Source organism: Shewanella sp. 38A_GOM-205m (genome assembly GCF_000518445.1).
Taxonomy (GTDB): Bacteria; Pseudomonadota; Gammaproteobacteria; order Enterobacterales; family Shewanellaceae; genus Shewanella; species Shewanella algae.
Window position 1 is genome coordinate 28,241 of the sequence record NZ_JADP01000014.1, and the last position, 18,683, is coordinate 46,923.

At 52.3% G+C, this 18,683-nt stretch carries 18 protein-coding genes; 6 read left to right on the forward strand and 12 right to left on the reverse strand.

The annotated features are described in order from the left end of the window. Nucleotides 1–30 precede the first annotated feature (30 nt). The 4 genes from N512_RS0111055 to N512_RS0111070 are packed head-to-tail and all read right to left on the reverse strand — an operon-like array spanning nucleotide 31 to nucleotide 3,997. Complete coding sequence (locus N512_RS0111055) at nucleotides 31–756, reverse strand: glycosyltransferase family 2 protein (RefSeq protein ID WP_028780375.1); 726 nt, start codon at nucleotides 754–756, stop codon at nucleotides 31–33. Beyond that, nucleotides 753–2,309 (reverse strand): phosphotransferase, encoded by a 1,557-nt coding sequence (locus tag N512_RS0111060; protein WP_197021450.1) that lies wholly within the window; start codon nucleotides 2,307–2,309, stop codon nucleotides 753–755. The genes N512_RS0111055 and N512_RS0111060 overlap by 4 nt, the downstream gene beginning before the upstream one ends. Before the next feature lie 35 nt (nucleotides 2,310–2,344). Further along, complete coding sequence (locus N512_RS0111065; protein ID WP_025888998.1) at nucleotides 2,345–2,719, reverse strand: HAD hydrolase family protein; 375 nt, start codon at nucleotides 2,717–2,719, stop codon at nucleotides 2,345–2,347. A gap of 24 nt (nucleotides 2,720–2,743) precedes the next feature. Next, the gene (locus N512_RS0111070) at nucleotides 2,744–3,997 is read right to left on the reverse strand and encodes a glycosyltransferase family 4 protein (protein ID WP_231473568.1); all 1,254 of its coding nucleotides are present in this window, start codon (nucleotides 3,995–3,997) and stop codon (nucleotides 2,744–2,746) included. Nucleotides 3,998–4,722: 725 nt separating this feature from the next. Here N512_RS0111070 and coaD point away from each other — a divergent pair. The 5 genes from coaD (at nucleotide 4,723) to N512_RS0111095 (ending at nucleotide 10,046) form a co-directional block, all read left to right on the forward strand. Next, the gene (gene coaD / locus N512_RS0111075; RefSeq protein ID WP_025009078.1) at nucleotides 4,723–5,214 is read left to right on the forward strand and encodes a pantetheine-phosphate adenylyltransferase; all 492 of its coding nucleotides are present in this window, start codon (nucleotides 4,723–4,725) and stop codon (nucleotides 5,212–5,214) included. A gap of 5 nt (nucleotides 5,215–5,219) precedes the next feature. Beyond that, a complete protein-coding gene (locus tag N512_RS0111080; protein ID WP_028780378.1) occupies nucleotides 5,220–6,713 on the forward strand; it encodes a capsule assembly Wzi family protein in 1,494 nt (497 codons plus the stop codon). Between the two features lie 204 nt (nucleotides 6,714–6,917). Then, complete coding sequence (locus N512_RS0111085; protein ID WP_028780379.1) at nucleotides 6,918–7,649, forward strand: glycosyltransferase family 2 protein; 732 nt, start codon at nucleotides 6,918–6,920, stop codon at nucleotides 7,647–7,649. A 1-nt stretch (nucleotide 7,650) separates the two neighbouring features. Further along, nucleotides 7,651–8,325, forward strand: coding sequence for a TVP38/TMEM64 family protein (locus N512_RS0111090; RefSeq protein ID WP_028780380.1), 675 nt, complete (start codon nucleotides 7,651–7,653; stop codon nucleotides 8,323–8,325). Next, nucleotides 8,325–10,046 carry an ArnT family glycosyltransferase gene (locus N512_RS0111095; protein ID WP_028780381.1) on the forward strand — a complete coding sequence of 574 codons (1,722 nt, stop codon included), beginning with the start codon at nucleotides 8,325–8,327 and terminating at the stop codon, nucleotides 10,044–10,046. The genes N512_RS0111090 and N512_RS0111095 overlap by 1 nt, the downstream gene beginning before the upstream one ends. A 7-nt stretch (nucleotides 10,047–10,053) precedes the next feature. Here N512_RS0111095 and mutM read toward each other — a convergent pair whose 3' ends face one another. From mutM to N512_RS0111135, 8 genes are read right to left on the reverse strand one after another with little or no spacing between them, the layout of a single operon-like run. Further along, nucleotides 10,054–10,869 carry a bifunctional DNA-formamidopyrimidine glycosylase/DNA-(apurinic or apyrimidinic site) lyase gene (gene mutM, locus N512_RS0111100; protein WP_028780382.1) on the reverse strand — a complete coding sequence of 272 codons (816 nt, stop codon included), beginning with the start codon at nucleotides 10,867–10,869 and terminating at the stop codon, nucleotides 10,054–10,056. Nucleotides 10,870–10,885: 16 nt separating this feature from the next. Then, nucleotides 10,886–11,344 carry a hypothetical protein gene (locus tag N512_RS0111105; protein ID WP_028780383.1) on the reverse strand — a complete coding sequence of 153 codons (459 nt, stop codon included), beginning with the start codon at nucleotides 11,342–11,344 and terminating at the stop codon, nucleotides 10,886–10,888. Nucleotides 11,345–11,397: 53 nt separating this feature from the next. After that, nucleotides 11,398–12,384 (reverse strand): GTP 3',8-cyclase MoaA, encoded by a 987-nt coding sequence (moaA, locus tag N512_RS0111110; RefSeq protein WP_028780384.1) that lies wholly within the window; start codon nucleotides 12,382–12,384, stop codon nucleotides 11,398–11,400. An 8-nt stretch (nucleotides 12,385–12,392) separates the two neighbouring features. Further along, entirely contained in the window at nucleotides 12,393–14,198 is a 1,806-nt protein-coding gene (locus tag N512_RS0111115) for a bifunctional molybdopterin-guanine dinucleotide biosynthesis adaptor protein MobB/molybdopterin molybdotransferase MoeA (protein WP_028780385.1), read from the reverse strand. 9 nt (nucleotides 14,199–14,207) lie between these two features. After that, nucleotides 14,208–14,801 carry a molybdenum cofactor guanylyltransferase MobA gene (mobA, locus tag N512_RS0111120; RefSeq protein WP_028780386.1) on the reverse strand — a complete coding sequence of 198 codons (594 nt, stop codon included), beginning with the start codon at nucleotides 14,799–14,801 and terminating at the stop codon, nucleotides 14,208–14,210. Further along, the gene (locus N512_RS0111125) at nucleotides 14,785–15,492 is read right to left on the reverse strand and encodes an ABC transporter ATP-binding protein (RefSeq protein WP_028780387.1); all 708 of its coding nucleotides are present in this window, start codon (nucleotides 15,490–15,492) and stop codon (nucleotides 14,785–14,787) included. The genes mobA and N512_RS0111125 overlap by 17 nt, the downstream gene beginning before the upstream one ends. A gap of 8 nt (nucleotides 15,493–15,500) precedes the next feature. After that, complete coding sequence (locus tag N512_RS0111130; RefSeq protein ID WP_025009085.1) at nucleotides 15,501–16,208, reverse strand: ABC transporter permease; 708 nt, start codon at nucleotides 16,206–16,208, stop codon at nucleotides 15,501–15,503. Then, nucleotides 16,205–17,017 carry a substrate-binding domain-containing protein gene (locus N512_RS0111135; protein WP_025009086.1) on the reverse strand — a complete coding sequence of 271 codons (813 nt, stop codon included), beginning with the start codon at nucleotides 17,015–17,017 and terminating at the stop codon, nucleotides 16,205–16,207. Before N512_RS0111135 ends, N512_RS0111130 begins: the two co-directional genes overlap by 4 nt. Before the next feature lie 281 nt (nucleotides 17,018–17,298). Here N512_RS0111135 and N512_RS0111140 point away from each other — a divergent pair, with 281 nt between their 5' ends. After that, nucleotides 17,299–18,681: a sigma-54-dependent transcriptional regulator gene (locus tag N512_RS0111140; RefSeq protein ID WP_025009087.1), complete on the forward strand. Its 1,383-nt coding sequence runs from the start codon at nucleotides 17,299–17,301 to the stop codon at nucleotides 18,679–18,681. Nucleotides 18,682–18,683: the final 2 nt, after the last annotated feature.

Here is an 18,683-nt window from a genome sequence, read left to right on the forward strand (position 1 = left end):
GCGTCTGAATTGTAGTCGAAAGGAGCCTGGCTAATCGGCTTGTGCCAGCAGGGATAGATATTCTTCAGGAACACCACAAAAAATCACTTCATCGCGTTCAATCAGATGGAAATGGATCTGCTTACCCTGACTTATCAGGTAGTTGTATAAAGGCGCTATATACAGCTCCTGCTTTTGCCACTCACTGGCGGGCTTGGCGGCCTCCTGGGTATAGGCTACGCAAAAATCGGCGGCATGGCGGAAGTAGTACAGACCTGTACTGCACAGATTGGAAATCGGCCTTTTTTCTGCGGTTTCAACGACGAGCGTCGAATCTACAGCGGCAGGTTTGGCGTATGACCAGTTACTGCCTTCACCCTTGAACACTTCAAGATAGCCGTCGCAATGCTCTGTGATGGCAGGAAAGCTAAAGCCCGGGCGGAAAGTATCGATATTGAAGATGGTCAGCGGGGTTTGCGGGTCGACATCCGTTAACCCCAAATAGACGGTTTCGGCCTGTCCTCGAGTCGCTTCCGTGAGCGAGACGATACGGTAATCTTTGATCCCCAGTTGCCGGCAGCGTTTTTCAACAAACTCTGGAGTGTTATAGACATCGCGCACGATAAATAGAAACGGCATGGTCGCAAAATAGCGGCTGAAACTTAGCAGCGCATGGTCAAATAAAGGCTTGCCATGGGCCGGCAGCATATATTTGGGTTCCTGGTAGCCGGCTTTGAAGAAACGGGAACTGAGTCCGGCCATGGGGATGACTATCATAATTGGGCTCCTGTGCAGCTTTGCAGGCGATCATACAGGCGATAGGCATTGCCGATAAAGCCCAATTGTCTGTCGGGTCTGTCATTGTGCAGTGGCAGCATGGACAGAAATAGCTGGATCTGCATGGCGTAGAGCTGGCTCTCGCTGACACCGAATTCACTGGCCATCAGTTGGGTGAAGTCGGCCATGATCTGTTCCCGTCTCTCCGTCACCGCAATATCGAAGTTGAGCGCTTGACCGTCGAGCTGCGCCCGAAAGTAGCCGGCGATAATGGAGTCGTACAGTCCCATCACTGAATGGGCCAGTTTGGCGATGTCGTAGAGGCTGTTGCCATATATGGTTTGCTGCTCGTCGCCGTCTATGCCGCGAGGATCTATCACCTTGATATTACAGGTGCGAAAGTCGTAGAGAATATTACTGAAGCAAAAATCACCGTGCAGCACATTGAGTTGACCACTGTCACCAGGAAGTTGCGCCTGAGTCGCTTCGGCCAGTTGATAGATGCTGGGCCTGAGTTGGCCGTTAAAAACGATGGGCTGGTGGAGATCCAGAGGCGTTTGCTTGGCAAACTCCTTGAGGCGTGAGCGGGTCTTGGCCATAAACAAGCCATCCAGGGTCGGCTTGGGTTGCGCCTTTTGACTGGCGGCATCCTTGATAAACTGGCTGCAGGCTCTGAGTATTTTACGCCAGGCAAAAGCCGGCAGTTGGCTGAAGACGTACAGCTCGTTGAGCGCCGTCAGATGCAGATATTCTATGCTGTAGCCAAAGGATTCAGTGGTTTCCTGGGTGCCGAGTAATTGTGGGATATAACTGCGCAGCGGCCCTGGTAGTTCAGTGTACCAGTTGGCCTCGGCAGCCAGTTTACGCTTTTTATGGCTGTATTTACTGACCACCTGTCCCTGAATCGACATCTCATTGAAGGCTCTCTGGGTGGTCATTCGGCTCTTGGACTGATAGTAAGTATGACTGTGGCCGAAGTCATACCAATGCTCGAAGCGCTCGGCGGTGAGGCCTTTTTCGGCAATATAGCCGTTGAGTCCGGCGATAAAGTCCCACTTGCATTGGGTGATATGGCGGATCAGGGCTCTTGGTGCAGAAAAACTGAAAAAACCATTGGCGATCAATTCACTGGATGATGGCTGATCACTATGGTGTTTATTGAGCATACCGGTATCCGGATTGAATTCGGCCCAATCATAGTTGTCTTCAACTTGGCTCAGGCCGAGCAGATCCGGGGTCTGTGGCAGGGCATCGAACAAGGTGTCTCCATGCAGCACATACAAGGGCTCGGTCGTGGCAAATTCCAGCAGATTGAGGGCATAGACTATAGACTCCCCCAGACTCAAGTGAGTCGGCAGGTACAGGAGTTCTACCTGCTTTTCTGCCAATGCCTGGGTATCATAGGGCCCTGGAATAAAACCCTCTGGCAGTGTCATCACCACTCTTGCGCCCTCGGGAAGCAGGGCCAGTTGATGGTGAAACAGCCGTTTATTGCCTACCGGTAAAAAACAGGGCGGCAGTGGCCCGAATTCAGACTGGAGTTCAGATGCCACGAGTGCTGCAGAAGTTATCAGATACATGCTTGGCCCTATGCTTTGTCGTCCGCCAGTAACTCTTCTATCTGCTCCCGGCTCAGCTTGGCAAATTCTGATGGTCTTATCGCCCGGTCATCAATATAGAAACCCTCATGACCACACCAAGGCTTACCCACCAGAATTTCATCGTAGGGAACCTGGTGCTTATCGAGCCAAGCGGTGATCACCGGCAGGGTATGAATATTGATCTTGCCAACATTCCCCTCAAAGGTACGCATATTGCGAGCGGTGGAGATAACAATGTCAAACCCCTGCGCCTGATATTCACGCAATTTGGCTATCACATCCAAGCGCGGTGACACCGCGCTGTAATCCTTGCTGTCACCTTGGGTAAGGGTGCCGTCAAGGTCGACTATGAGTCGTTTCATCTCTGCCCCAATAGGATAAAAACCTTATTGTACTGTGCGAGGCCAGGCTGAGCCAGTTGCTTGCGGACTTTGCACTTGTCGGCTTTGGGACTTAAGTTCCCGTATCTCTTTGGACATATCTTGCTTGAACTTGTCCAGATGGTGCACCTTTTTGATGTAGGCAATGGCTTCCTTGGCCAGGGTCTGGCGTTTGGCTTCATTCTGCAGCAACTGCTCAATCCCTTCGATGAACAGCGGCAATTTGTCGAAGCCATCCCCCAAAACTTTGCCGGTATAAATGCCGAAGCGACTGGTCAATTCATCCGGGTTTTGACAACTGACCAATAAGGTTCCGTATGACAAGGCCTCGAGAAATGACACGGGCAAGGCTTCATGAATAGAGGTATTGACCAGCAGCTTGGCATCTTTCAGCAGCTGATTTTTACGCTCGCCTTCAACGTGACCGACAAAGTGCAGGTTGGGTATGTCTTGATACTTGGCCATCACGGCGTTGTTCTCATCGGCCTGTCTATGTGCCTGCCCCAACATGTAGAATTGGTACTGCGGCATGGCTCGGGCAATTTCGGCAAACAACCAACCGCGTTTTACTGATTCTATTCGGCCAAGGAACAAAATATTGTCTTGTTTTTGATGATAATCCGGGTCGAAATTTTCATCTATTTCAATAGGGTTGGGCAGATACTGAATCTCGGTATCTGCCGGCAGGCGATACAAGTCTTTGGCTTTTTGGTCTAAACATCTGGCCTGACTGATAAAACGAATATTGCCCGTCTTAGCGTATTGATGTACAAAATCATAGACTTGTTGATCCCAATAGCAGGGTTCTGGAAACAGCTTGACGGTATTTATTTCATCCCATTCATAAGTGGGACGTGGATCCTGAATCCAAAACAGCAACTTCTTATTTTTACCAGGGGCCTTGCTGAATATACGATATGAGTGAGTCGTCATTTCAATAGACAGGAAGACATCATACTGCTTTTTTTTCAAGAACAAATAGTTAATAAAATCGAAAGCCCTGGCGGCTAATTTATAGACTTTGATACCGTCTATCATATGGCATTTGGGAATGAGCCTGACTTTACCACAGTCTTTTTTAAGCAGCACTTCGACATCAATATCATCACCGGGCAGATATTTGGCAACCAAATGGCGGGCAAGAAAACCATATCCCCCAAACTTTGTTTTGGCTCCACCAAAATACTCATCAACCAGAAGTGCTACTCTTAACTTACTCATCAGACTTGACCCAAATATATATATTGCTGAAGACGGCATTTTAGTTAGCCAAGACAACTAATTCAAAATTTATATCTGGAATAAAGCCTTGTTGTTTTTAATAAGATAATGATGTTGCTTTTTTATTTTTAATGTTTGCCATTTGTTGTTTTTTTGGTTTGGTATTTGCCTTGTTTTTAAGGGCGTAAATACTGTAATTGTTGAATGGGTTTCAATGTTTTCTGTCATGGGAAAACATTTTTTATTATTCCCCACAGCCGAATGCTATTCCGGGTTAACTATATCTATAGTGGCTTTTGGCGTTATTTGATGTAGTACAAGTAGGAAGTATCGAGGACTTATTCGCACTTTCATGAATAATAAGTCATAGGTTCAGTGGCTTATATTTCAGTGTTTCGCTCGTTACACCACTCTCAAATTTATGTAGTCATAAAGAGTTTCAGTGTATGGAAGCCTTAGGGAAGGTGCGAACAAGTCCTCGTGGCACTCTGGCTTACACAGCAGCCGGTTCTCTGCGTTATCCGACTTAGGCAGGCCTTCAGTCAGATGCCTTGAACGTCAATGGCAAGCTACTCTCTACAAAAGAGAAAGCCACAAGGACTTTACCAAGCACAAAAGTTGGGTAGATCTCAGGTCGTAGAGGACTGACTGGGGTTAGCTTGAGCCGTAAGCCGTTATTTGGACGCCTAATACGTATTCACAAACACAGTGCGAGCGGTTAGGATCTGGCCTCTGTATTCGAGTAATATTACGTCGGTATCCTTATGCTCACACGCGCCATCTATCCCGGAACTTTTGATCCCGTTACCAATGGTCATGCGGATCTTATTCAACGTGCCGCGGCACTGTTTTCTCACTTGGTGATAGGCGTGGCAGCCAGTCCATCCAAGCAGCCTTGCTTCACTCTGGAAGAAAGGGTCGCCATGCTAAATGAGGTGACTGCGCACCTGGATAATGTGGAGGTGGTTGGTTTCACCGGGCTACTGGTCGATTTTGCCAAAGAACAAGGCGCCAATGTACTGGTTCGTGGGCTGCGTGCGGTTTCTGATTTCGAATATGAGTTTCAATTAGCCAATATGAATCGTCGGCTCCACCCAGAACTGGAGAGTGTCTTTTTGACTCCGGCGGAAGAAAACTCGTTTATTTCATCTACCCTGGTTAAAGAGGTCGCGCTGCATGGCGGCGATGTCAGCCAGTTTGTTCATCCGGATGTTGCCAAGGCTTTGGTTGCCCGAGTCAAAAAGCAAGGAAGTTAAAGTTAATGAGAAGTCTTTTGTACAAGAGCCTGATGCTGGCCGCAGGCCTGGGTATGAGCGCTGCGAGTCATGCGGCACCTTGGGTCGATAGTTCAGACATTTATTTGAGAGCCGATATTCAGGCGCTGGCTGATGCCGGGGTGATCACGGTTCCCGTTAATACTTACCCCTTGATGTGGGCCGGTATCGGTGCCGATTTGGCCAAGGTTGAGCCGGCAACCCTCACTCCTGCGCTGACAGATGCTTTTTCCAGAGTGAATTTTTACTATCGTCAGGCGATAGAAAATCGTGGCAACGCTGTCATCAAGGCGACGGCAGCCTCGGATGCCGCCCGGTTTCAACATTTTGGCTCTGATTACCGTGAAAAGGGCCAACTGAGCGCCTCATATGAATATGTCGGAGAACGTTTTGCCTTCAAGGCTGCGGGTACCGGCGCCTATGACGCCCAGGATGATGAGAGTGCCCGTTTGGATGACTCCTACATGGCGCTGGTGCTGGGCAACTGGATAATGACAGCGGGTGCCGTGCAGCAGTGGTGGGGCCCTGGGTTTGATTCGGCTTTGCACAAGTCAAACAATGCTCGCCCTATGCCATCTATCATGCTCAGTCGTAATAATGCTGCCGGTTTTGAAACCCCTTGGCTATCCTGGATTGGCCCCTGGACCCTGACCGCAGGTGTCAGTTGGATGAATGACGACAGAGCAGTTGAGGACACCCTGCTGTGGAATATGCGCGGCAGTGTCAGGCCCTTCAAACAGTTGGAAATAGGCCTTTCCTGGACCACACAATTCTGTGGAGAGGGGCAGGATTGCGGCTTTGGTTCATTCTGGGATGCTATTTCCGGTGGAACCGAGTGTGCTGATGGTGACCCGAACTGCGACCCTTCGATGAATACCAAGATAGGTAACCAGATGGCGGGTTTCGACGTTCGTTATGCCGATACCCTGTTTAATGTGCCTTTTGGTCTCTATCTGGAGCGCACCTGTGAAGACTCCAGCGGTTCGGCGCCATGGCAGATTGCCGACTGCGCCGTGCTGGTGGGTGCCGATACCCGCTTCAACCTGGCGCAGCAGCAATATAAGCTGTTCTTTGAGTATACGGATACTCTGGTTGCCTGTGGTGGTGATCCCAATGTGTTCAACTGTTTCTATGAGCACAGCACTTATTTGAGTGGTTCCCGTTATTACAAACGTTCTTTGGGTTCTACCTATGACAGCGATGCCAATGTCTACGTTCTCGGCTTGGTGGGTCAATTTGCCGACAGCCATGGTATTAACGCCTACCTGCGCTATGCTCAGCTCAACAAAGACGGTAAGTCACCTTCGCACGGGTGGGCACCTCAACCACCGAAGGAAGACCTCCTGATGTTGGAACTCAGCTATCGTATACCCTTGCTGAAGGGGATGATGACTTTTGGTGGCACAGCTTCCCGTTCAGAGTTTGAAACTTATAACGATAACGATGCCAGTTTGTTTGGTAGTTATGAGTACAGGTTCTGAGTGACAACTACTTAACTAAGCCGGCCTAGCCGGCTTTTTTATGCTCGTAATGAAAATGTTACCAAGTTTAAACAGAATGATTGCGTGAAAAACGGCATTGACGTAATTTGGCCTTAAGAAACTACAGCTATATTGCATCCAGACCTACTTCCTGTGTAGGTTGTTTTTTAATCAGTTCCAAGTTTGGAACCCGGGAGCTTATTTTTGATTTCAGTCGTAATACCCGCCAAAGACGAAGCCGGCAATATAGGCCCTCTCATTAATGAGATCTGTCAGGCCTTGGCAACGACAACCCCTTTTGAAATTCTGGTTGTAGATGATGGCAGCAGCGATAATACTGCCGACGAAGTGTTGCAAACTGCAAAGCAAAACAGCTGTGATGCCAGAGTTATTCGCCATAAACGCAGTACAGGCCAGAGCACGGCTATCTGCACAGGTGTGCGCGAGGCCAAGGGGGAATATATAGTGACCCTGGATGCCGATGGTCAAAATGATCCTGCTGACATTCCCGCCATGATCCGGCTGATCCCGGAAATGAACAGTGCTGATTTTTGCATCGCTGGTTATCGAAAGCACCGTAAAGATACGGCTTGGAAACGCTTTCAATCCCGTTTTGCCAACAGGGTACGCGATGCCTTATTGCACGATGGCGTTCCGGATACCGGCTGCGGTCTTAAGCTCTTTCCGCGAGCCAGTTTTCTGAAACTCCCCTATTTCAACCATATGCATAGGTATATTCCGGCGCTTATCCGACGTATGGGCGGTGATGTGCGTATTTCTGTGGTTAATCACAGAGACAGGCAAGCCGGTATTTCCAAATATACCGCCTGGAATCGACTCTGGGTGGGAATCGTCGATATCCTCGGGGTGATGTGGTTGATTCGCCGGGCCAAAATTGCCGAGATAGACAGCATTGAATACAGCCGCCGGGACTAAGCTGAAGCGCCTGCTAAAGACGCTGTTGTTGATCTCCGTCTTGCTTGGGCTGATGTTGGCCGTTCAGGCCGGCTGGTTTGAGCATCTCACCGACAGTAACTGGGTCGCTAACTTTATTCATCGTCAAGGGCCTGCCGGAGTGGCGTTACTGTTTGCAGTGGGCGCTCTGTTTACCGCAGTGGGCGGCCCGAGGCAGATCATCGCATTTGTTTTCGGCTTCGCGCTTGGTGGTGCTGTGGGCGCCCTGTTTTCCACCTTTGCTGCCTTGGCGGGTTGTCTCCTCAGCTTTTATTGTGCCCGTTTGACGGTGCGCGAGTTTCTACAGAAGCGCTTTGGGTCGCGGCTGCAACGTTTTGAACGGCTGATCATTCATCGCACCTGGCTTAAAGTTTTAATGATCAGGCTGTTACCCATTGGCAGTAACCTGTTGACCAATCTCTTCGCCGGGGCAACCCGGGTGCCTGCAGGCGGTTTCTTAATCGGCAGTTTCATCGGCTACCTGCCGCAGATGCTGATCTTTGCCTATGCGGGAGCCGGCTTGGGCTTGTCTGATCAGTATCAACTCGGTATCAGCCTAGTGTTATTGCTGCTTTCCAGCGCCATAGGAACTTACCTTTACCGTAATCGTCTGAGCCGTCAGGTGGATGATTTGGTTACAGATAAACAGGGGCTTTGATGAATTGGCTACGTAGCTACTTTGACAGTGATGATTACACAAAAGTGTTTTGGGCACTGTTCTGGCTGACCCTGTTTATTATGTTGTTGGGAATAGGATTCCGCTCTCCCTGGCCTGCCGACGAGCCTAGATTTGTCGAAGTCGCCAGAGAAATGGTCAGCAGCGGTCAGTGGTTGTTTCCCAGCCGTGGTGGCGAATTCTATCCGGACAAACCGCCGGTTTTCATGTGGGCCATAGCACTTTGTTACGCCTTGATTGGAGACCTCAAGCTGGCTTTCTTACTGCCCAATGCCCTGTGTGGTTTGCTGACCGTGATGCTGGTGTACGATCTGGGCGCAAGGCTGTGGAATGTTCGCACCGGGCGCAACGCCGCTCTGCTACTGATGTTGGTGCCGCAGTTTTTGATGCAGGCCAAGAATGCCCAGATAGATGCCATGGTGATGTGCTGGATAACTTTAGGGTGCTATGGCTTGCTGCGCCATTTCCTCAAGGGACCCAGTTGGGGCTGGTATTTTGCCGCCTGGGGCTTTATGGGGCTGGGAGTTATCACCAAGGGAGTTGGTTTTCTGCCCTTGCTGCTGTTATTGCCGTTGGGGGTGTACAGTTGGCAAAAGGGCTTGTGGCGAGAGAGTTGGCGCTGGCGAGTAGTATTGGGGCCGGTTGTTATGCTGGCCGTAATTGCGCTCTGGTTGGTTCCCATGGTGCTGACGGTTCAAGCATCTGCCAGCCCGGAACACCTGGCATATATGAACAATATTCTGTTTAAGCAGACGGGTGAGCGTTACGTCAACGCCTGGCATCATATCAAGCCTTGGTATTTCTTTGTTTTCAGTGTCATTCCCTGGCTCTGGTTTCCGCTGCCCCTATTGGCATTGGCTTACGGAAAGCGACTCTGGGCAGCTATCAAGGCCGACCCTGGCATTGCCGTTTTGCTGTTATGGGTCTTGCTGGTGGTGGTGTTTTTCAGCATCAGCCCAGGTAAGCGTAATGTCTATATTTTGCCGGCACTGCCGATGGCCGCGCTGGCCATTGCAGCAGCACTGCAGGGAGCACAGTTGTGTCTATGGTTTGAGCGCTTGGTTTCCGCCTTGCTGTGGTTGTTGGGGGGCTTGCTGCTGACTCTGGGCGTGCTGGCATTGCTGCACCATCCCAAATTGCTCGAGAGACTGGCTGATTATACCAATGATCTCACTGGTATCGGTTATCTGTTTATGGTGCTCGGTTCCTCCTGGCTTATTTTGCTCTGGTGGTTAAGGAAACAGCCTTCGCTGCTCCGCTCCGGCGTGGTGACTATTCTGGGTTGGGCCTTGGTCAGTAGCTGGGGCTATCTGTTGCTCGACGAAATACGTACTCCCAAGGCCTTGATGCAGCACACTGCCGAGGTTATAGGTGAAGATGCCGAGCTTGGGCTGATCCGCTTTAAGGAGCAGTTTATTCTGTTTTCTCCCATGAGTATTACCCACTTCAGTTATCTGGCTTCCATTGCCGAGCAGGAGCGCAGGGCCTGGCAGTGGCTGCAACAAGGTAAACAACGCTATCTTCTGGTTCCCGGTGGGATAACGCTTGATTGCTTTGATATGAGCAAGGGCCAGAACATGGGCACGGCCCACAGAGAGGAGTGGTATTTACTTGGGGCTTCGGCGAGTTTGCCCGAGTGTCAGGCCCCCAAGACCATGGTCAGTTACCACACGCCGCACCCGGGACAGTGGATGCGGGAGTGATTGTGCTTCAGCGTGTCTGGCACAGGCTGCAAAACACTGTGGTGCGCTGTCCCAGGCGTATTTCGGATAACAGATGGCCGCATTGGGTACAGGTTTCCCCACCGCGGCCATAGACATGCAGCTTCTGGGCAAAGTAACCCGGTTTACCTTCGGCATTGGTGAAGTCTTTCAGTGTGGTGCCGCCCTGTTTGATGGCCTGGGCCAGGATCAGCTTTATCTCGGCGACCAGCACTGTCAGCCGCTCTTTATCCACTTTACCAGCCTCGGCCTGCGGGTGGATCCCTGCGGCAAACAGGGCTTCGTTGGCATAGATATTACCGACACCCACCACAATGGCATTGTCCATCAGACAGAGTTTTATCGCCTTCTTCTTACCTTTGAGCGCCGCGTGCAGTTGCTCGACATTGAAGGCATCCGTTAAAGGTTCGGGGCCCAGTTTGGCCAGCAGAGGATGTGCCGTTTCCGGCAACTCGCACCAGAGCCAGGCACCGAATCTGCGCGGATCGTTGAACCTCAGCACCCGGCCGTTTTCCAGCTCCAGATCTATATGATCGTGTTTCTCCGCCGGTGTGCTACGGGGCAAAATCCGCAGGCTACCGGACATCCCAAGATGCACTATGCAGGTACCGGCATCTGTATCCAGCAGTAGGTATTTGGCGCGGCGGCGCACGGCTCTGATGGTCTGTCCTATGATATTGCGGGCCGTTTCGGGTACCGGCCAACGCAGTGAAGGATTACGAACGATAAGGTTACTGACGGTCTGATCAACAAGATACGGCGCAACCCCGAGGCGGGTCACTTCCACTTCCGGCAATTCTGGCATAAGGCTCTCTGCTCTATCAGCTTGTGGATACACTCAGCAGAGGTACAACACCACTTCTGAGGCTGGGGGGAATAAGATACCAGTTCCCGGCGGCAGATTTAAGCAGTCCCTGATGGGGATAGAACAGCCAAAGTTGTGGCTCGGCAGCGCCGCTGACTTTCAGCAGCAACTCTCGTGGCCGCTCATCTTGGGTGAGTTCAGGTTTACTTGCCAATGGTGATACCCGAATGCTGAGCCAGGCTTGACTCCAGTCGGCGCAATTGAGCACCTTGGGATCACACTGCCATTGACCATTGGCGGCCTGTGCCAACCAGATCCCGCCCAGTTGCAGCTGCTGCAGTTCAGTATGGCTGTCAAACAGCTCGCGGGTATCGGGCACTGAGTTCATGCGTTTATCCAGCAAGGTCAGTACCGACACCATCAGAATGGAGGCCAGAATAATGATGTTATTCCACTGTTTGCGGGTCAGTGCCATGGGCAAGAATGTTTGGTTGAGATCGAATCGCCAGTGTAGCACGGTGGCAGGTATCAGCCACCTGTGCTGTTCATAAACCTCAGGATCTGCACCTGATTGGGATCGTCGAAGTGATGCTCTTTGGGCTTGCGCTGAATTGCCTCGAAGATAGCCTGCTTCAATACGTCTATATCACCAGGATGGCTGCGGATGATCTGCTTCAGATCCAGCGAGTGTTCATTCCCCAGGCACAGTAGCAAGCGGCCTTCGGCCGTGACTCTGACCCGGTTGCACTCATGGCAAAAGTTATGGCTGTGGGGTGAAATAAAACCTATATGGATAGGGCTGTCGGCCATGCTGTAGTAACGTGCCGGGCCGCCGGTACGCTTGGATGACAGGCTTAGTGGCCAGCGTTGATTGATAATTTCCCTGACATCACTGCTGCTCATGTGTCTTGGCAGAGAACGCTCTTCCATAACACCCAGAGGCATCTCTTCGATAAAGGCGATGTCCAGCTGCTTTTGACGGCAATATTCCAGCAGATCGATAATTTCGTTTTCGTTGCGGCCCTTGAGGATCACGGCGTTGATCTTGATCCTGTCAAAGCCGGCCGCCTTGGCAGCATCTATGCCCTTGAGCACCCGCTCCAGCTTGCCGTTGCGGGTCAGGGTGGTGAAGAGTTCGCTCTTTAGGGTATCCAGGCTGATATTGAGGCGGTTCAATCCGGCAGCTTTAAGCGCCGGAGCCAGCTTAGCCAGCCTGGAGCCGTTGCTGGTCATGGAAAGATCCTTGAGCCCGGGTAGTGCCGCCAGCTGCGCCACCAAGCGGTCACAATCGCTGCGTACCAAGGGTTCGCCGCCGGTGAGGCGTATCTTGCTGACGCCAAGCTCGGTAAAGGCGCGGCCGATAAAGGCCAGCTCCTCCAGGCTCAATACCTGTTCCCGCTCCAGAAAACAGGGATCTTCACTCATGCAATAGATGCAGCGAAAATCACACCTGTCGGTAATGGAGAGGCGCAGATATTCTATTTTGCGGCCAAAGCCGTCACTCAGGCTGTTCAAGGGCAGGCTCAGAGCAGGTCTGCAAAAGGGTGTACATAGACGGTTTCACCCGCCTCTATGCGTTCATCTGCCTCGCCGATAATCACCAAACAGTTGGCCTTGACCATGGAGCTGAGCATGCCTGAGCCCTGGGCACCGGTCGTGCGTACGTGCAATTGGCCGTCATCTCCCAGGGTCATGATGCCGCGGCTGAATTCGGTGCGGCCGCTGCGGCTGCGCATGGCTTCATCGGCAATCGCCGGCAAAAGTCTTGGCTGCCAGCTTGGTTCGCCGGCCAGTTTACGCAATGCCGGTTGAACAAACATCAGGAAAGAGACCATCACGGCCACAGGATTGCCGGGCAAGCCGAAGAACAATGTTTGGTCTATCTTACCGAACGCCAAGGGGCGTCCCGGGCGCATATTGATGCGCCAGAAGTTGATTTCCCCCAGCTTGGCCAGCACTGTCTTGATATAGTCGGCATTGCCGACAGACACCCCGCCCGAGCTGATGATCACATCGGCCTGAGTCGCCGCCTGGCTCAATGTTTGGCTCAGAACCGCTTCCGAGTCTTCGATGATCCCCAAGTCCAGCACTTCACAGCCCAGACGTTTGGCCATCGCCTTGATGGTATAGCGGTTGGAGTCGTAGATGCAGTTGGCCTTGAGCTCAGTGCCAGGTTGGCTGACTTCATCGCCGGTGGAGAATACGGCAATTCTGGGGCGGCGCTTGAGGGGCATCTCAAACAGCCCCAGCGAAGCCAGCAGGCCTTGCTCGGCAGCGCCCAAACGAGTGCCACTGCCGAGGGCAACGGCGCCTTGGGCTATATCTTCACCCGCCAGACGCACGTGCTGGCCGCGATAGATTTTGCCACTGAAGCTGACCTTGCCATCGGTTTCGGTGGCAAGCTCTCTGGGTTGAATGGTATCTGCACCCAGAGGAACCGGCGCACCTGTCATAATTCGTACCGCTTCACCCGGCTGCAACTGGCCAGAATATTGATGGCCGGCCAGCACTTCTCCTTTCAGCTCAAAGGGTTGTGACATGTTGTCTTGAAACGCGAAGGCGTAACCATCCATTGCCGAGTTGGTCTGCTGCGGTACGTTCACCGGCGAGATAGCATCTTGGGCCAGAATACGATTGTCGGCTTCATCGAGCGTCAACAGTTCCGTCTCTGTGACGGGTTTGACTTGCTCCAGGATATGGTCGATGCCCTGACGTACCGACAGATTCTGTTCACTGCCGAGCTCACAGGCGCTCAAGGGCAGGGCTCTTGCTGCAGAGGGCTTGGATTCGGGGCGATAATCGCGGACATACTGCTGCACAAAATCAGCAATTTGCGCCACATTGTTGAGATCCAGGCGGCGGATCTCTCCCGGCAGCTTGGTTTCATCACAGCAGGCTATTGCGAGGATATTGGGATCCTCGGTATGGATAAAGGGTTTGCCATGGGCGGCTCTGTGTAATTCAATCTTGGGCAGCGCCAGTTTCTTGAAGCCTTCCACCAACACCAGATCGGCCTTGTCCTGTTCCAACTGGCCGAGTAGATGCAGCAGGTCCGGATCTCTGTCCAGCGGATCTTCAGTCATCAGGGCCCAACGCACGTGGGAGGCCACCAACATCTGTCTGGCGCCTGCTTTGCGCATCTCATAACTGTCTTTGCCCGGCTCATCAATATCAAAGTTGTGATGGGCGTGTTTGATCACTGCCAGTCTCAAACCACGACGATTCAGCTCAGGGATCAACTGCTTCAACAGTGTGGTCTTGCCTGTGCCGCTGTAGGCACAGAAGCCCAACACGGGAATGGACAGGGGATTGGTAAAGACAGTGCTCATAAAAACCTCTTAAGCTTGGGATATTTCCGCCGCGAGTTGTTGTTTTTGTTCGTTGGTATTGACGTTAATAAAGGCGCTGGGTTGATCGGCGAATGATTCAACCACTACCGGGTGTTCACTGTACCAGAGATCGATACGGCGCCTGCCGGAATCGAGAAAGGCCTGCATCGAATCCCTCACCGTCGGTTTGAGCAGCATAACCACCGGCTGCTCCCGCTCGCCGTCGGATGCCACGGCGAGAGCCGCCTCTGACGCCTGCAGCTTTTGCGCCATACGCTCGACCAGGTCTTTGGGCAGCAAAGGGCAGTCGCAGGGCACCACCAACAGCAGATCGGCATTTGTCTTATCCAGGGCGCTGATCATTCCCGCCAACGGCCCGGGATAACCCTGTTCCAGGTCGGCAATGACAGGAAAACCGAACTCAGCATAACGTGTTTGATTGCGGTTGGCGTTGATCAGGATCTGATTCACCTGAGGTTTTACCCTGTCGATAACATGGGCAATCATGGGGCGCCCCAGCAGGTCCACCAGGCCTTTGTCTTCTCCGCCCATACGCCTTGCCATGCCTCCGGCGAGTATCACCGCATCAATGCGCTGCGACATAGTTGTTCTCCTGCAGTTCTTCCGTGGCCAGGGTCAAATTGGCTGAGGTTGTCAGTTGTTGTGATTCTATATGCCAATGTTGATGACAAAGTGCCGTTAGTTCTGAGTGCTGGTGGCTACTGATAAGCAGTCCTGTACCTTGTTGCTTTAATTCGGCAATCATAGCAAAAACGGTTTGCTGCGATGCCCTGTCCATATTGGATATGGGTTCATCGAGCATGAGTAACTTGGGTTTCAACAGCCAGGCTCTGGCCAGTGCCAGCCGTTGCCGTTCACCGCCGGACAGAGTTGAGGCGTTGGTCTTGAGCAGTTTCCCCAACTGGGCATGTTCTATCGCGCTTTGCATCCTAGTGTGCTGTTCGGTCTTATCCAGGCTGCTGTATTTCTGCGCCAGTTGCAGATTGTAGCTGACATTGCCTTCAAACAGGTACGGGTGCTGATGCAGGTAAATAGCCTTGCCGAGCAAGGTATCGCGTCGCCACCAGGGCGCAGGCGGAAATCCTTGGGTATAGATGGTACCGGCACTGGGTTTGAGTAAACCGGCAAGCAACTTCATCAGAGTGGTTTTACCGCAGCCATTGTCACCTTGCAGATAGATGACCTCGCCCTGGCAAAACTCCAGTTGCCGGGTGCGAAATAACAGGCGTTCACCAAAACGCATCTCAAGATCTTGGGCTATCAGCTTTATCATCAAGCGTCCTAATGGCTTCTGGGATTGGCCCTGCCACGCAGAGTACCCAGAGCAAAATTCAGTATCAGTGCCAGCACCAGCAGCACCAAGCCAAGGGCTATCGCCTGGGCAAAGTCGCCTTTACTGGTTTCCAGTGAAATCGCGGTGGGAATGTTACGGGTGACATGGGCTATGTTGCCACCAACCATCATGGAACAGCCGACTTCAGTAATGATACGGGAAAACGCGGCGATAATCGCCAGTAACAGAGGTACTCTCAGCTCGCGGCAAACCACCCAGATGGCCGAGGTCCAGCTGGCGCCCAGAGTTCGGCTGGTTTCCCAGGCGCGGCGGTCTACACTGGTGAAGGCGGCATGGCTCATGGCTATCAGTACTGGGGCGCAGATCATCATCTGCCCGAGGATCATCCCCTTCTGGGTAAAGAGCCAGCGAAGATCACCCAGAGCACCGTTACGGGTCAGCAGTAAATAGGCCAACAGGCCTACCACCACAGTGGGAATGGATTGCAGGGTTTGCACCAGATTGGTCACCAGCCAGCGGCCGGGGAATTGCACAAACGCCAGGGCGAACCCCAGTATCATGGACGGCAGCAAGGTGATCAGCAGCGCTGCGAAAGATACCGAGAAAGAGACGGAGATAATAGACCAGACTTCGGGGTCTCTGGAAAACAGCAGGCCTAGGGCCTGCTGTATAAGGGCTAACCAGCCTTCACTCATTTGCCGTAAGTTGCCTTGAACAGTTGTTCGCCTTGAACTTTATAGCTGTTGATCATGCTTTGTGCTTCTTTGCTAATCAACCAATCACTGAAGGCACGTGCACCTTTGTGATTCAGATCAGGGTATTTGGCAGGGTTGATCAGGATAACCTGGTAAGGGTTGGCCAGAGTGGCACCGCCGTCGAAGTCGATGCCCAGGTCCAGTTTGGCTTTGTAAGCCACGAAAGTACCACGGTCAGACAGAGTGTAACCTTGCAGTTCGTTGGCCATCAGCAGGGTTTTGCCCATACCTTGACCTACAGAGGTGTAACCTTTGAAGTCTGGAGTCACGTTGGCGGCTTTCCAGATGATCAGCTCTTTCTTGTGAGTACCTGAGTCATCACCACGGGATACGAAAGGGATGCCTGACTTGGCGATTTTGGCGAAGGCTTCTTCGGCATTTTTGCTGTCACGGGCCTTGGCTGGGTCGTTCTTGGGGCCAAGGATAACAAAGTCGTTTTCCATGATGCCGCGAGGCTCAACACCGAAACCGTCGGCGACGAACTTGGCTTCTGCGCCGGGAGCGTGAGTCATCACCAGATCCACATCACCCTGGGAACCCAGTTTCAGAGCCTTACCTGTACCTGTGGCAATCACTTGTACCTTATAGCCTGATTCAGATTCAAATTTTGGCAGCAGGTAACCCAGCAGACCTGAGTTTTCAGTACTGGTGGTAGTGGCCAGCTTGATGGTTTCCTGAGCGGAAGCCGGGGCAGAGATCATCAGGCCTGCCGCAATGGCAAGACCCAGCAGTTGTTTCAAGTTCAACATTATTGCTCCTTGGCGTGATTTTAATAAGTGGGCCTAACCCATAAGCCTGCGGGCCACGGCCTTGTACTCGCACCCATTAAAGCAATTTGGGTGCCAAAAACGAATGTTTGCTATAAACCGATATTGAGGGATCCAATATGTGAACTGGATCCCAAGCTTGGTAAATAAGTATCAGACAAATTGTCCCAACCGGCTTTTTCTCTGGTTCATAGTGACCAATTTTTACCGTATCAATGATAGAATCTATTTCAATTGAGTCAAAATGTCCTGAAGCCGACAATATGAGCCAGATAGAAAAGCCACTTAAGTCTAAGCCAATGCCTTCTGCCGTGTCCGTGTTGATCGTCGACGACGAGCCCGGTATGCGCAGTTTCCTCAACAAAGCGCTGGCAAAGAAATTTGCCCTGGTAGAAACCGCTGCCAGCATAGAAGAAGCCGAACAACTGCGCAGCCGTTGTCACTTCGATCTGCTGATTGTGGATATACGTCTGCCCGGCCGCTCAGGTATTGAGTGGCGTGAGGCGCTGGATGATCAGGAGCGGCGCTCCGACATCATCTTTATGACTGGCTATGCCGATATGGAAGTGGCGATTCAGGCACTTAGGGCCGGTGCTTCCGACTTCATCATGAAGCCTTTCCATCTGGAGCAGATGATGAAGGCGGTCGATCGCTGCATCGAGCGACGCTTGCTGAAGCGGGAAAACCTGATGCTGCGCCGGGAAGTGTCCAGCGGCTACTCCTCCACCATCATAGGCAACAGTGATGCCATGATGGAGGTCAAGCGGGTGATAGAGCGGGTGGCACCAACCAATGCCGTAGTGCTTATCGAAGGTGAGTCCGGCACGGGCAAGGAGCTGGTGGCCAGGCAACTTCACCTGCTCAGTGGTCGTCAGGGGCCCTTTGTACCTGTTAACTGTGGTGCCATCGCTCCCGAGCTGCTGGAGAGTGAACTCTTTGGTCATACCGCTGGCTCTTTTACCGGTGCCAAGGGCAATCGCGAAGGTCTATTCAGCTTTGCCTCCGGAGGCACCATTTTCCTCGATGAGATCGGGGAAATGCCGCTGAAAATGCAGACGGCCTTGCTGCGGGTGTTGGAGCAAAAGGCGATTCGTCCGGTTGGCAGTGAAAAAGAAGTTAATATTGATGTCCGGGTGATAGCGGCAACCAACCGTAAGCTGGCCGATGAAGTGGAAGCCGGGCATTTCCGCCGCGACCTCTTCTACCGTCTCAATGTGCTCGACATAGTGATCCCGCCATTACGGGAAAGACCGGATGATGTGGTGGAATTGACCCATCACTTTACCCGCCAGTTGGCTGCAGAGCTCGGGGTGAAAGAGGTGGTCTGGAGCCATGAGGACCTGCTCAAACTGCAGCAACATCAGTGGCCTGGGAATATCCGCGAATTGCGTAACATGATAGAGCGCTGCATTCTGCTGGGTAAACCACCGGCGGAATACTGGAAAGAACAGCCCAAGGCCGAGCTGAATGCCCAGCCTGGCTATCCCCACGACTGGGCGCTCAAGGATGTGGAAAAAGACCATGTCACGGCCGTGGTTGACTCCCACGGCGGCAATAAGTCGGCGGCAGCCCGGGTGCTGGGAGTGTCTCGTAAAACACTGGATCGTAAATATAAAGAGTGGTTTGACTGCGAGTCGGAGGTCTGAGC

Bases quoted from the DNA above. Each gene is read 5' to 3' on its own strand.
- N512_RS0111065 (WP_025888998.1), bottom strand. From the start codon at position 2,719: ATGAAACGACTCATAGTCGACCTTGACGGCACCCTTACCCAAGGTGAC.
- N512_RS0111070 (WP_231473568.1), bottom strand. From the start codon at position 3,997: ATGCCGTCTTCAGCAATATATATATTTGGGTCAAGTCTGATGAGTAAG.
- N512_RS0111125 (WP_028780387.1), bottom strand. From the start codon at position 15,492: ATGATAAAGCTGATAGCCCAAGATCTTGAGATGCGTTTTGGTGAACGC.
- mutM (WP_028780382.1), bottom strand. From the start codon at position 10,869: ATGCCAGAATTGCCGGAAGTGGAAGTGACCCGCCTCGGGGTTGCGCCG.
- N512_RS0111115 (WP_028780385.1), bottom strand. From the start codon at position 14,198: ATGAGCACTGTCTTTACCAATCCCCTGTCCATTCCCGTGTTGGGCTTC.
- N512_RS0111140 (WP_025009087.1), top strand. From the start codon at position 17,299: ATGAGCCAGATAGAAAAGCCACTTAAGTCTAAGCCAATGCCTTCTGCC.
- coaD (WP_025009078.1), top strand. From the start codon at position 4,723: ATGCTCACACGCGCCATCTATCCCGGAACTTTTGATCCCGTTACCAAT.
- N512_RS0111105 (WP_028780383.1), bottom strand. From the start codon at position 11,344: ATGGCACTGACCCGCAAACAGTGGAATAACATCATTATTCTGGCCTCC.
- N512_RS0111095 (WP_028780381.1), top strand. From the start codon at position 8,325: ATGAATTGGCTACGTAGCTACTTTGACAGTGATGATTACACAAAAGTG.
- N512_RS0111080 (WP_028780378.1), top strand. From the start codon at position 5,220: ATGAGAAGTCTTTTGTACAAGAGCCTGATGCTGGCCGCAGGCCTGGGT.
- N512_RS0111130 (WP_025009085.1), bottom strand. From the start codon at position 16,208: ATGAGTGAAGGCTGGTTAGCCCTTATACAGCAGGCCCTAGGCCTGCTG.
- N512_RS0111135 (WP_025009086.1), bottom strand. From the start codon at position 17,017: ATGTTGAACTTGAAACAACTGCTGGGTCTTGCCATTGCGGCAGGCCTG.
- mobA (WP_028780386.1), bottom strand. From the start codon at position 14,801: ATGTCGCAGCGCATTGATGCGGTGATACTCGCCGGAGGCATGGCAAGG.
- N512_RS0111055 (WP_028780375.1), bottom strand. From the start codon at position 756: ATGATAGTCATCCCCATGGCCGGACTCAGTTCCCGTTTCTTCAAAGCC.